11 protein-coding genes are annotated in these 13,107 nt (G+C 42.4%); 9 read left to right on the top strand and 2 right to left on the bottom strand.

The genetic code is table 11. The annotated features are described in order from the left end of the window. The first annotated feature begins 6 nt into the window (after positions 1-6). The 8 genes from bamA (at position 7) to dnaE (ending at position 10,849) form a co-directional block, all read left to right on the top strand. Positions 7-2,478 (top strand): outer membrane protein assembly factor BamA, encoded by a 2,472-nt coding sequence (gene bamA, locus CW740_RS08885; protein WP_106647172.1) that lies wholly within the window; start codon positions 7-9, stop codon positions 2,476-2,478. 23 nt (positions 2,479-2,501) lie between these two features. Further along, the gene (locus CW740_RS08880) at positions 2,502-3,002 is read left to right on the top strand and encodes an OmpH family outer membrane protein (protein WP_106647171.1); all 501 of its coding nucleotides are present in this window, start codon (positions 2,502-2,504) and stop codon (positions 3,000-3,002) included. An 85-nt stretch (positions 3,003-3,087) separates the two neighbouring features. Further along, positions 3,088-4,134 (top strand): UDP-3-O-(3-hydroxymyristoyl)glucosamine N-acyltransferase, encoded by a 1,047-nt coding sequence (gene lpxD, locus CW740_RS08875; protein WP_106647170.1) that lies wholly within the window; start codon positions 3,088-3,090, stop codon positions 4,132-4,134. Further along, a complete protein-coding gene (gene fabZ, locus CW740_RS08870) occupies positions 4,127-4,597 on the top strand; it encodes a 3-hydroxyacyl-ACP dehydratase FabZ (protein ID WP_157826412.1) in 471 nt (156 codons plus the stop codon). Before lpxD ends, fabZ begins: the two co-directional genes overlap by 8 nt. Beyond that, positions 4,594-5,352: an acyl-ACP--UDP-N-acetylglucosamine O-acyltransferase gene (lpxA, locus tag CW740_RS08865; RefSeq protein ID WP_106647169.1), complete on the top strand. Its 759-nt coding sequence runs from the start codon at positions 4,594-4,596 to the stop codon at positions 5,350-5,352. Before fabZ ends, lpxA begins: the two co-directional genes overlap by 4 nt. A 67-nt stretch (positions 5,353-5,419) precedes the next feature. After that, entirely contained in the window at positions 5,420-6,616 is a 1,197-nt protein-coding gene (gene lpxB, locus CW740_RS08860) for a lipid-A-disaccharide synthase (protein WP_106647168.1), read from the top strand. 27 nt (positions 6,617-6,643) lie between these two features. Next, positions 6,644-7,219, top strand: coding sequence for a ribonuclease HII (gene rnhB / locus CW740_RS08855; RefSeq protein ID WP_106647167.1), 576 nt, complete (start codon positions 6,644-6,646; stop codon positions 7,217-7,219). A gap of 144 nt (positions 7,220-7,363) precedes the next feature. Further along, positions 7,364-10,849 carry a DNA polymerase III subunit alpha gene (gene dnaE / locus CW740_RS08850; protein ID WP_106647166.1) on the top strand — a complete coding sequence of 1,162 codons (3,486 nt, stop codon included), beginning with the start codon at positions 7,364-7,366 and terminating at the stop codon, positions 10,847-10,849. Positions 10,850-10,865: 16 nt separating this feature from the next. On the opposite strand, the gene CW740_RS08845 is transcribed toward dnaE, so the two are convergent. Next, positions 10,866-11,252 (bottom strand): hypothetical protein, encoded by a 387-nt coding sequence (locus tag CW740_RS08845; RefSeq protein ID WP_106647165.1) that lies wholly within the window; start codon positions 11,250-11,252, stop codon positions 10,866-10,868. Positions 11,253-11,307: 55 nt separating this feature from the next. After that, the gene (locus tag CW740_RS08840) at positions 11,308-11,844 is read right to left on the bottom strand and encodes a helix-turn-helix domain-containing protein (protein WP_106647164.1); all 537 of its coding nucleotides are present in this window, start codon (positions 11,842-11,844) and stop codon (positions 11,308-11,310) included. Positions 11,845-12,490: 646 nt separating this feature from the next. On the opposite strand from CW740_RS08840, the gene CW740_RS08835 reads away from it, so the two are divergent. After that, positions 12,491-13,075, top strand: coding sequence for a hypothetical protein (locus CW740_RS08835; protein ID WP_106647163.1), 585 nt, complete (start codon positions 12,491-12,493; stop codon positions 13,073-13,075). Positions 13,076-13,107: the final 32 nt, after the last annotated feature.

Raw genomic sequence — 13,107 nt, 5'->3', positions numbered from 1 at the left:
CAATCAATGCGTTTGATAACAAAAACAGTTACGGCTTTAGTATTATCTGCACTTTTTTCCAAAGCAGGCGCAATCGAGCCCTTCGTTGTAGAAGACATTCAGGTTGAGGGATTACAAAGGGTAGAGTTAGGCTCATTCTTTACAGAGCTACCTATTCGTGTAGGTGAAACCCTTGATGATGCTCGTGCCCCTGGCATTATTCGAGCTATTCATCAGACCGGCAACTTTGATTTTGTAAAGCTAGAGAAAGAAGGCAATACACTTAAAATCATAGTAGTAGAACGTCCTGTTATCACAGATATTATTCTTAAAGGCAATAAGGTCTTAAAAACCGAGCAGTTGCTTGAGGGAATGGAAGGCGCTGGCATCTCTAAAGGTGAAGTACTCAACAGCTTTGTTCTAGAAAAAATTGAGCAGGAAATTGCTAACCAATATTATTCGAACGGACATTACCATATCAGCGTAGAAAAGAAGCTGGCAGAGTTATCTCGTAATCGTGTTCAACTTCATATCACAATCAAAGAAGGTGGCTCTGCTAAAATTAAAGAGTTCAATATTGTTGGGAATGATATTTTCCCAGATGAAAAGCTGCTATCACAATTTGAGCTAACAACAGGTGGTTTGTTTACTTTTATTACAGACGACAATAAATACAATAGTTTAACTTTGGAAAAGGATCTTGAGACACTAACATCTTATTATAAAGATCGCGGTTATCTAGAGTTCAAAATCACATCTACAGAAATTTCCCTTGCCAATAATGAAGAAGATATTTACATCACAATGGTTGTAGATGAAGGTGAAGTTTATACCGTTTCAGGTATTGATGTGATCGGTGACTTTAACTTTGATGTAGAAACAATCAAAAGCATGATTCCTCTGAGTGAGGGTGATACTTATTCAGCTGCCGCAATGACGTTTGCTGAAGAGCAAATTAAACAGTTTTTGGGGATTTATGGTTATGCCTTTGCGCAGGTCAGAACAATCCCTGAGGTTTCTAAAGACACACCCGAAGCAAAGTTAATTGTACTGGTTGAGCCGGGCGAAAGGCATTATGTTGATCGCATTAATTTTGAAGGTAATACATCAACAGACGAAAACGTCCTGCGCCGTGAAATTCGACTACAGGAAGGTGGCTCTCTTTCTTCAACATTAGTTGAGCGTTCTAAAATCCGTCTACAGAGACTTCCATACATAGAAGAAGTTAAAGTCGATACTGTAAAGAAAGAAGGAACTGCCGATCGTGCGGATGTAATGTTCACCGTGAAAGAACGTAGTGCCGCTCAAATCAGTGGCGGTCTTGGTTATAATGACTTTTATGGTATGTCCATCAACGGCGAGTTATCACACAGTAACTTCATGGGTACTGGTAACTCTGTTGGTTTGGCACTTAATACTAATAAGGCCATTAAAAGTGTTCGCTTAAATTATACTGACAACTACTTTACACAAGACGGCGTGGGTCTTTCTTCTAACATTGTGTATAGTGAAACTGATTACGGGAAATTAAATCTTATTGCGCAAAGCCTTGATACATTGGGTTTTGGCTCTACTGTTTATATCCCAACTGGTGAGTACTCAACTTTTAATATTGGTTTTAACGCTTCCCAAAATCAGCTGACTTCACCAATTACCAATTCTCAACGTGTTATCGATTTCTTTGATTTGCTAGGCTACGATGCAACTGTTGATTCGGAAGTTGAGTTTGATATTTTTTCTGTAAATTTTGGCTATAGTATTAACTCCTTGAATCGTGCCATTTTCCCCTCTAAAGGTACTCGTCACCGTTATGGTTTAGACGTCGGTACAGCCGTAGGTGATTTAGAATTTTACAAAGCCACTTATGATTATGACTATTATTTCCCAATTTCTAATGATGGATGGATTTTCTCTATCCGTGGTGGATTAGCGTTTGGTGATGGTTATGGCGATACAGAAGATTTACCATACTTCCAAAACTTTTATGGAGGTGGTAGTTCTTCACTAAGAGGGTTTGAAACCAATACTATCGGCCCAAGAGATATCCAAAGGGTTAGGACAACTCAAAGTGTTCCAAGCCCAATCCCTGGTGGTGGAAGTACCACGGTTATTTTACCTAGTGAGTACGATAGCTTATATATAGGTAGATACTCCGTAGGCGGTAATGCTCGATTCTTAAATTCATTTGAATTAATATTCCCAACTCCTTTCATTGAGGATACTTCTAATGTTAGAACAAGTTTCTTTGTTGATGTTGGAAACGTATGGGATACCAAATTTGACGCAGAGCGTTTTGAAGGTTTAAATATTGAGCCAAACAGTATTTTGTCCTTTGTGCCAGACTATAGTGATTACAAAGACTATAGGGCTTCATATGGGATTTCATTGCAATGGTATTCAGCTATGGGGCCGTTGCAGTTTAGCTTATCAAGACCACTGAAGAGTGAACCTTATGATGATACGGAAACTTTCACCTTCTCAATTGGTCGAACATTTTAATTAAAAGTTATTGGAGAAATATTTTGAAAAAACTATTAGCTGTATTTTTATTCGTTGTTTTGAGTGTGCCGATGTTGGCAAATGCAGAAACTAAAATTGGTATTATTAACTTTGGCGAAGTTATGGCTAAAGTCCCACAGAAAGATGCAATCAATCAAAAGTTGAAAAAAGAGTTTTCTGGACGTGAGAATGAATTGAAACGTTTGGGTGAAGAAATAGAAACTGCTCGTACTGAATATATAAACAACGTAGCAACTATGTCTGAGTCTCAAGCTACTGAAAAAAAACGTGCGATTCAGCAAAAAATGTCTGATTTCCAGTTAAAAGAAGCTGCTTTTAAGGAAGACGTTGAGAAGCGTAGCCGTGAAGAACAGATTAAATTGGGCAATCAAATCAGAGCTGCTGTTGAGTCTGTCGCTAAAAAAGGTGGTTTTAACATTTTATTAGATCGTCAATCAGCACCATACATTGATAGTTCTGTACCAGAAGTAACCGATCAGGTTCTTGCTGAGTTATCAAAATAAGCCAATAAAGCTTTAAAAATATTGCAACCTGTTGATAAGTGAGTAGTATTATTCTTTATAAAGGTCTATTCAGGTAGTCAAAGGTTTGCAAAAGACACTTCAAGAAATCGCTGAGCACATTGGCGCTGAGCTTAAAGGTGAACCGCAGTTAGCAATAACTGCGGTTTCGCCGTTAAATAAGGCGCAAAAAGGTGAGCTGAGCTTCATCAGCGACAAAAAATATTTAAATCATGTAGAGAGTAGCAATGCTTCGGCACTGATAGTTAATTCTGCTATTGCTGAGCAGTTAAGTGGTAATTTGCTAGTCATGAAAGATCCCTATCTTGGTTATGCAAAAGTCGCCCAGCTCTTTGATACAACCCCTCGTCCCAAGCAGGGGGTATCATCAAGTGCTACCATCGCCGAATCAGCTCAACTGGGTGCTAATGTGACCGTTGATGCTAATGCAGTGATTAAGGATGGAGCTCAGATTGGTGATAATGCCATTATCGGTGCTGGTGTGGTAGTGGGTGAAAAGGTCAAGATTGGAGCCAACACTTTAATCTATCCTAATACGGTTATTTATCATGCGGTTGAGATAGGTAAGGATTGTATTATTCACGCTAATGCAGTTATTGGGTCTGATGGTTTCGGATATGCCAATGACAAAGGCGTGTGGGTAAAGATTCCTCAGGTCGGTAGCGTCATCGTTGGCGACTCAGTCGAAATCGGTGCTCATACAGCCATTGATCGAGGTGCCCTTGAAAACACCATAATCGGAACAGGGGTTAAGCTCGATAACCATATTCATATTGCTCACAATGTTGTCATTGGTGACTACACAGCCATAGCTGGCTGTACTGCAATTGCTGGTAGTACAACTATTGGAAAGCACTGCACAATAGCTGGCAGAGTGAGTATAATTGGTCATCTCGAGATATGTGATAAAGCACATATCACAGCTACAACATTTGTGAATAAATCAATTACGGAGCCTGGAGCCTACTCTTCAGGTACAACATTCCAGTCTAACAAGGAATGGCATAAAAGCGCCGTACGGTTCAGGCAATTGGATGAGATGTGGCGTAAACTAAAACAGCTGGAAAAAGAGTTAGGACAGCTAAAAGACTCAAGAGAAGATAAAGATGAGTGATAATAATTTTACAGAAATGAATTCGATGGATATCTATGAAGTAATGAAGCATTTGCCTCATCGTTATCCTTTTTTGTTGGTTGACCGAGTGGTTGACTACAAAGCAGGGGAGTATTTGAAAGCGATCAAGAACGTTACGGTTAACGAGCCATTCTTTCCTGGACACTTCCCACACCGTCCAGTATTTCCAGGGGTTTTAATGCTTGAGGCAATGGCGCAGGCAAGTGGTATATTGGCATTTAAGACTACCGAAGATTTGCCAACAGATGACTCTTTGTTTTATTTTGTTGGTATTGATGACGCTCGCTTCAAAAAACCTGTTGAGCCAGGCGATCAGTTGGTGATGGAGGTTACTGTCTTGAAGCGCAAGCGCGATATGTGGAAATTCGCTGCAACCGCAACCGTTGACGGTAAAGTAGTGTGTTCCGCTGAACTCATGTGTGCAAAGAAGGATATTGTGTGATCCATCCAACCGCCATTATTGACCCATCAGCAAATATTGCTGAAGACGTAGAAATTGGCCCATACTCAATCATTGGTAAAGAGGTTTCAATTGATTCGGGGACTGTAGTTGGTCCTCATGTTGTTATTGGAAGCTATACCACGATTGGTAAAAATAACCGCTTCTTCCAGTTTTCCTCTATTGGTGAGGAAAATCAGGATAAGAAGTATGCGGGCGAGCCCACTCGAACCATTATTGGTGATGGAAATGTATTCCGTGAGTGCTGTACTGTGCATCGAGGTACAGTACAGGATAATTCTGAAACGCGTATCGGTAATAATGGCTGGTTTATGGCCTATACCCACATAGCACACGATTGTGTGCTGGGTGACAATATCATAATGTCTAATAACGCAACTCTGGCTGGTCATGTTCATGTCGGTGATCATGTGATTCTTTCCGGATTTGCCAAGATTCATCAGTTCTGTAAGATTGGCGCCCATGCCTTTATTGGTATGGACTGTGCAATCAGTAAAGATATCCCACCTTTTGTGCTGGTTGCCGAAAATGCACCCTATGGCCTTAATTCAGAAGGCCTTAAGCGTCGTGGCTTCTCTGCGGATAGTATCAGCGAGCTCAAGCGCGCCTATAGAACCATTTACCGTAAGTCCCTGAAGACCGAAGAAGCAATTGCTGAAATGTCGGAAAGTTCCGATCCGCATGTGCAACAAATGATAGAATTTTTGCAGAATGCGAACCGAGGTATTTTGCGTTAAGTTTTAAAAGCAAAGCTGTCGTAGATATCTGGTCTGCTTAAGTTAAAAATAATAAAGGGGTATAGCGATGCAAACATCGCCTTTTGCTGATAATACCGTAGCAGAATCAGTGACCAAGATTGCCATAATCGCCGGAGAATCATCTGGCGATATATTGGGTGCAGGCTTAATCAAACAGTTAAAAAAACACTTCCCTCATGCCGAGTTTGAAGGCATTGCCGGTGATTTGATGCAGGCCGAAGGCTGCAAATCCCTATATCCCATGGAATCTCTTGCAGTGATGGGGATTGTTCCAATCCTTAAAAGACTTCCAGAATTACTTAAAATGCGTCGTGAATTGGCTAAACGCTGGATAGAGTCTCCACCGGATATGTTTATCGGCATCGATGCGCCCGAGTTTAATATCGGGCTGGAAAAGAAGTTAAAAGCCAATAATATAAAAACCATTCATTATGTCAGCCCGTCGGTCTGGGCCTGGCGTCCTAAACGAATTTTTAAAATTCGAAAAGCTACTGATCTGATGTTATGCCTGTTTCCTTTTGAGCAGGATATTTATCAGCGGCATGCGATTGATAATTTCTGTGTGGGTCATCCATTGGCCGATCAGATCCCAATGGAGATGAATAAGTCAGAAGCCAGACAACGTCTAGGACTATCTTATTCGGCTGACAAGCGTGTTATCTGCATTATGCCGGGAAGTCGTGGCTCAGAAATGAAATTCCTTGGGCAGGACTTTATCGACACAGCTAAGTTGATTCAGGATTATTATCCAGGTACCCAATTTATCGCACCGATGGCTAATCAGGCTCGCCGACAACAATTTGAAGCTTTGTTGCAAGAAACTCGAGATGCGCCTGATATTCAATTATTTGATGGGCAATCGAGAGATTGTATGGCAGCAAGTGACTTGGTTGTAATGGCTTCAGGAACTGCAACGCTTGAAGCTATGCTGATAAAGCGTCCCACTGTAGTGGCATACAAAGTTGGTGGTTTCAGTTATCAGATATTTAAACGTTTACTGATCATTGATACATTCGCCATTCCAAACTTATTGGCTAAAAAACCTTTGATTCCGGAGTTAATACAGGAAGAATGTACTGCGGACAATATTTTTGCAGAAGTTCGGGCGTGGCTTGAAGATGATGGTCAACGCTGGCAGGAAACTAAGGTCGTATTTGAAGAATGGCACACCAAATTGCGTAAAGATGCAGATGTTTACGCTGCTAATTCGATTGCTCAGTGGTGGCTGAATAACGCACGCTAACCCTAATTCATAAATAAAAATTAATCTATGGAACAAACAATTCTAGTTGCAGGTGTTGATGAGGTAGGGCGAGGTCCTTTAGCGGGACCGGTAGTCGCGGCAGCGGTGATCCTTGATCCCGAAAACCCTATTGAAGGACTGGCTGATTCTAAAAAATTAACTGAGAAGCGTCGCGAAGCTCTTGTAGTTGAGATAAAAGAAAAGGCTCTGGCCTGGTCTATAGCTCGTGCGGAAGTTGAAGAAATTGATCGGATTAATATTTTACAGGCCAGCCTGCTGGCGATGAAGAGAGCAGTTGAAACGTTAAGCCATTCGCCTGAGTTGGCTCTGATTGATGGAAATCACTGCCCCGATCTGGACTGTCGAATGGAAGCTATCATTAAGGGTGACAGTAAGGAACCGGCAATCAGTGCCGCATCTATTTTGGCAAAGGTTGCACGAGACACTGAGATGGCTGAAATGGAACAGGTTTATCCGGGTTATGGATTTGCCAAGCATAAAGGCTACCCTACTAAGCAGCATCGTGACGCGATTTTAAAATTAGGTATCACTCCAATTCATCGTCGTTCCTATGCGCCAGTCCAGAAAATGCTCGAATTTTAGAATTCGACACTAACAATTTGAAATTATTAATAAAAATAACAAAGTAATTAAAACACTGGAAACAATTTCACTGGCTTTTATAATAAGTCAGTTCATATCAATAATTAATATCTTATAACGACAAGAGCCAACAGACGGAAGACTATGACGCCACGCTTTATTCACCTCAAAATGCATACCGAGTACTCTATGGTGGATAGTGTGGTGCGGGTTAAGCCACTGATTGCGCACTGCAAGGAACACAATATTCCGGCAATCGCCATGACCGATCAGATGAACATGTGTGGCCTGGTCAAATTCTATTCTCAGTCAGTATCCGCGGGCATAAAGCCGATAGCAGGCGCTGACTTATTAATTCAGAACCCCAATGATGAGGATGACTACTTTCGTGTCACTGCGTTGTGCATGAATAATACCGGTTACCTCAATCTCAAGTATCTTATTTCCCGCGCTTACCTTAAGAATCAGCACCGTGGCCTACCATTAGCCAAAAAAGAGTGGCTGCCAGAGTTTGCCGAAGGATTAATTATTCTGTCGGGTGGACGCCAAGGGGATGTGGGTAAGGCCTTGCTGGCTGGCAATATGGATCATGCGGCATCGAACCTGGGTTTCTGGAATCATCATTTTAAAGATCGCTTCTATCTTGAGCTGCAGCGAACTGGCCGCCCGCAAGAAAACGAATATATCCATCAGGTTATTGGGTTGGCACAGGGTGCCAGCACACCTGTTGTCGCTACTAACGATGTACGTTTCCTGCATAAAGAAGACTTTGATGCACACGAAGCTCGGGTTTGCATTAATCAGGGGCGAGTTCTTGCTGATCCGCGTCGTCCCCGAGATTACAGTGAGCAACAGTATTTGCGCAGCGAAGCCGAAATGGTGGAGCTGTTTCAGGATATCCCTGAAGCACTGGAAAACAGTGTGGAAATTGCTAAGCGCTGTAATCTGGATATGCGTCTTGGCGAGTATTTCTTGCCGGAGTTCCCGATTCCTGAAGGCATGACTATTGAACAGTACTTTGAGAAAGTCTCAAAAGACGGCCTTGAAGAACGACTTGATCAATTGTATGACCGTAATGCTGAGAACTTTGCCGAAATCCGCAAAGAGTATGATGAGCGTTTGCAGATCGAACTAGACGTTATCAACCAGATGGGTTTCCCGGGCTACTTCCTGATCGTTGCCGACTTTATTCAGTGGTCGAAAAACAACGGTGTTCCCGTTGGCCCTGGTCGTGGTTCTGGTGCCGGTTCTTTGGTGGCCTATGCCATGAAAATTACCGATCTGGACCCTCTTGAATATGACCTGCTTTTCGAGCGATTCCTCAATCCTGAGCGTGTTTCGATGCCTGACTTTGACGTCGACTTCTGTATGGAAGGGCGCGACCGCGTGATTGATTATGTTGCCGAACGTTATGGTCGTAACAGTGTGTCGCAGATTATTACCTTCGGTACCATGGCTGCAAAGGCTGTGATACGTGATGTTGGTCGTGTGCTGAGTCATCCCTATGGTTTCGTAGATAAGCTGGCCAAATTGATCCCTTTCGAAGTGGGAATGACGCTGGAAAAGGCGTTTGAGCAGGAGCCAGAATTACCTCGCTTATACGAGGAAGACGAAGATGTCCGTGAGATGTGGGACTTGGCCCGTAAACTGGAAGGTGTCACTCGAAATGCCGGTAAGCACGCCGGTGGTGTGGTAATAGCACCGAATGATCTTGAAGAGTTTGCACCGCTGTATTGTGATGAAACTGGCCACAATATTGTTACTCAATTTGATAAAGATGATGTGGAAAGTGCCGGTCTGGTGAAGTTTGACTTCTTGGGTTTGCGAACACTGACCATTATTGACTGGGCATTGGAAACAGCCAACGCCATTATCGCCAAGAAAGGCGAAGAACCTATTGATATTGCAACTATTGATACCGAAGATCCGCAGGTGTTCGATTTGCTGCAACGCGCTGATACTACTGCTGTATTTCAGCTCGAATCGCGAGGTATGAAGGATCTGATCAAGCGTCTTAAGCCAAACCGTTTTGAAGACATTATCGCACTGGTTGCGCTGTTCCGTCCGGGGCCATTGCAGTCAGGCATGGTTGATAACTTCATCAATCGTAAACACGGACGTGAGAAAGTTTCTTATCCTGATCCTCATTACCAACATGAATCTTTAAAAGAAATTCTTGAGCCAACCTACGGCATCATTCTCTATCAGGAGCAGGTGATGCAGATCGCTCAGGTGCTGGCAGGCTATACGCTTGGCGGCGCGGATATTTTGCGTCGTGCTATGGGTAAGAAGAAACCTGAGGAGATGGAGAAGCAGCGTAGTATCTTTAAAGAAGGCTCAATCAAGAATGGTGTAGATGGCGATCTGGCCATGAAGATTTTCGACTTGGTAGAGAAATTCGCTGGTTATGGTTTCAACAAGTCGCACTCGGCTGCCTATGCTCTGGTTGCCTACCAGACGGCATGGCTGAAAACACATCATCCAGCAGCCTTTATGGCCGCCGTGATGTCTTCCGATATGGATAATACCGACAAGGTTGTTACCTATGTTGAAGATGCGCAGAACAGCGGACTAACCATTACTCCGCCTGATGTGAACAAAGGTCAGTACCGCTTCTCGGTAGATGAAGAAGGTCGTATCGTCTATGGCATTGGTGCCATTAAAGGGGTGGGTGAAGGCGCGATTGAAAGTATCGTTAAAGAGCGAGAAGCCAATGGCCCGTACAAAGATCTATTCGACTTCTGTAGTCGTGTTGATTTAAAGAAAGCCAATCGTCGCACTTTGGAAGCCTTAATACGTGCTGGCGCTATGGACCGTATCGGTCCAAATCGAGCGACTCTCATGGCATCGCTTGATGAAGCCGTCAAGGCTGCTGAACAGTTCAATAAAAGCCAGGCTGCGGGGCAGGACGATTTATTTGGTAGCGTGGTTACAGCCACCGCCACTGAACAGCATCAGTATATTCGAGTGAAACCTTGGACCGATGAGCAGGTGCTTCAGGGCGAAAAAGAAACACTCGGTTTGTATCTGACGGGACATCCAATCGATCGTTATATACCCGAAATTAAGCAGATGAGCATCACTCGACTGCGCGATCTGCAACCGACTGGTCGTGGTAACTCAGCTCGAGTGGTTGGTTTGATTGTCGGCATGCGTGTCATGAACACCAAGCGTGGCGACAAGATGGCTATTTTGACGCTGGATGATAAATCTGGTCGTTGTGATGTTACTGTCTATGCTGAAACCTTTGAAACATACCGTCACCTTCTTAGCCGAGACAACGTGATTGTAGTCGACGGCGAAGCGCGCCATGACGATTATTCTGGCGGTACGAGTATAAGCGCCAACAGTGTGATGTCGTTTGAACAGGCGCGTGAGCAATATTGCAAAAAAATTGTTATCACCATATCGGACTCCATCATTGGGCCGGATACCCTGGTTGAACTAGAAGAGAAGATTAGCCACAACCGCGATGGTGCCTGTCCAGTTGTTATTAACTTCCAATACCAACAGGCTCAGGTAGCAGGTGATTTTGTCATGAGCGAAGACTGGTGTGTACAGCCAGTTGACGCTTTGGTCTTTAGCTTGAAGCATATTCCTGGCTGTGTTGATGCCAGAGTAGAGTACTAGATTTCATCTGCTGGGCTCACCCCAATACACCATAAATCAAAATACTCCCGAGCATTAAACAGCCAATCGCATACAAAGGAAGTAAACGTATCACCCAGGGATTAACCTTGTCTGCAAACTTTTTGTGCCATCGCCAGGGAATACCCAATAATCCTAAACTGGTTATAACGATAAGCCAGCCAAGTACAAGGTGAAAGTTCATTAGCTGCATCTGAGAAGCGTTAAGAACCAAAGAAATGCCAATAACAATGCGGATCAGCTGTTCGATGTAATGAGCTTTTGCGGAAGAGGCAAATTGTCGTAAGAAGTGTTTAGTTGCTTCTGGCTTAATAAAAGACACAAAGCAGAAGCCAATCAGGAAGTGACCGGTCAGAAGAATGATGAAGCTTAAAATCCAATTCATCTAAAGTGACCTTTAAAGTGGAGCAGACCTAGAGTCTGCTCAATTCCATGGCTAATTACAACTTTTTCTTTAAGCGCTTTTCCACCATCTTCTTTTCCCAGTTTATTTTGAAAAGATTGATAATTTCAAAGGCCTGCAATCCATGAATGGTAAGACCCAATGCCCAGGCTCCCCAAGGGATTAACATCTCAGAAATTTTCCCCGTAAAAATAAAAATAACAGTAAAAGTGACGAAGAAAAATAAGTGTCCATAAAAGTCCTTAATCCCTTTAACGTATTCCATGGCTTCTGCCTCTTCATTGCTCACTGTTTCAACAGCTGGTTTCGGTTTTGTAACTTGTTCAGCTTCTTGGGTTGTTTCATTGGAATTGGTGGTGTTCATATCAGGCTCTCCTGTGCTGTCCATAGCTATGGACGGTTCAAATGTTGCTATATCAACCTCAAACACAGCGGCTAATGACTTTTGAGTTTCAAGACTGGGCTTGGTCTGGCCACGTTCAATGCGCTGAATCGTACGAGTGCTAACACCCATCAACTCGGCTAAATGCTCTTGTGACCAACCTCTTTTCAATCTCAATTTTCTAACAATCATAATCAATCCGTTTGTGTGTTTAGTAAAAACGCTGGCTGATTCAGCGGTGAGCCTGAATTATGAAAACTCAATGCAAAGTATAACACGACATCTTCGCGAAGGATGAGCGACATTTAGGTGACATACAGGCGACAGGCCATTAATAATCAGTGGGTTAGGTAACAAATTGTCATTCTGAACAGTGACGACGGTAGAGCTCCCGAGAAATTCAGAATTTGTTCTAAAACATTTCACTAATACCAATGGTGGAAAATTGGTGAATATGCATGCTACCGAGTGGAATCGATACTTGTATAAAGAGAATAATGATAATAGAGTCTTACGAACTAATTCGGGTATTCAACTGCTATATTTTAAATGGAGGCGTTGTGCTTATAGATAAGTTGCAAATTATCCGAAGCCACCCATCGCATCTCGGTGTTGATGGTTGGTACTATAGATTGAAAGAGCTAACAAATTGTCACTAGCAATTTAAGGCTGCTAGTTTGTTTGGACTAACTCTAAGTTATGATGATTCTGATGAATTAGAGTTAATTGAAAGATGTAAAATTGACGTCATCGAATATAATCAAAAGCTTAGCTACCCATCAAAAAAACAATCGAAATTAAAAGCGAACTTGTATTTTTAAATTAGGACTTTTGTATTATGACTGAACTTGATAACAAGGATAATCTGCATGATGAAGCTCTTCGAAAAATTGGTCGGAACGTGGTCAACTTCCAAAAGATAGAAGCTTTATTAAAAGTTCTTGTTTTATACAGTAGTGTCGATTTTCAAACTAGAGATAATGAAGTTACTCATTCGCTTAATGAGAAGTCTATTCGGAATAGGTCGTTAGGTGAAGCTGCTTCTAAGTTTTTAAAAAATCTATTTAAAAATAGAGTTGCTGAAAATGAAGAGCTAGACTGTTCTGAGCTTCACATATCGATTCGATTTTATCTGGATATGGATGCTGAGGATGTGGCTAAAGAAAAAGTAGAGTTAGAAAGATTAGTGAGTGAGCGAAACCAACTAATTCACAAAGATCTAGCGAGTATTGATTTCAACTGTGTAAATAGCTGCCGCAAGCTGATTTTGAAGCTAGATGAACAGAACAGTAGAGTGTTAGATAAACTTAACCAGCTTAAAGATATATGGGAGACCTTTAATCAAATGCAAAAGGAATTGCTCACTTACTTCCAATCAGATGAGTTACTAGCTGCATTAATAGAGGCAAAAATTGGCACATAACAAATACATGCAGTCGGACACAGCAAACCTGT

Source organism: Kangiella profundi, assembly GCF_002838765.1.
Classification (GTDB): Bacteria; Pseudomonadota; Gammaproteobacteria; order Enterobacterales; family Kangiellaceae; genus Kangiella; species Kangiella profundi.
The sequence above is the reverse complement of the archived record's forward strand: the minus strand, read 5'-3'. Positions and strand labels throughout refer to the sequence as shown.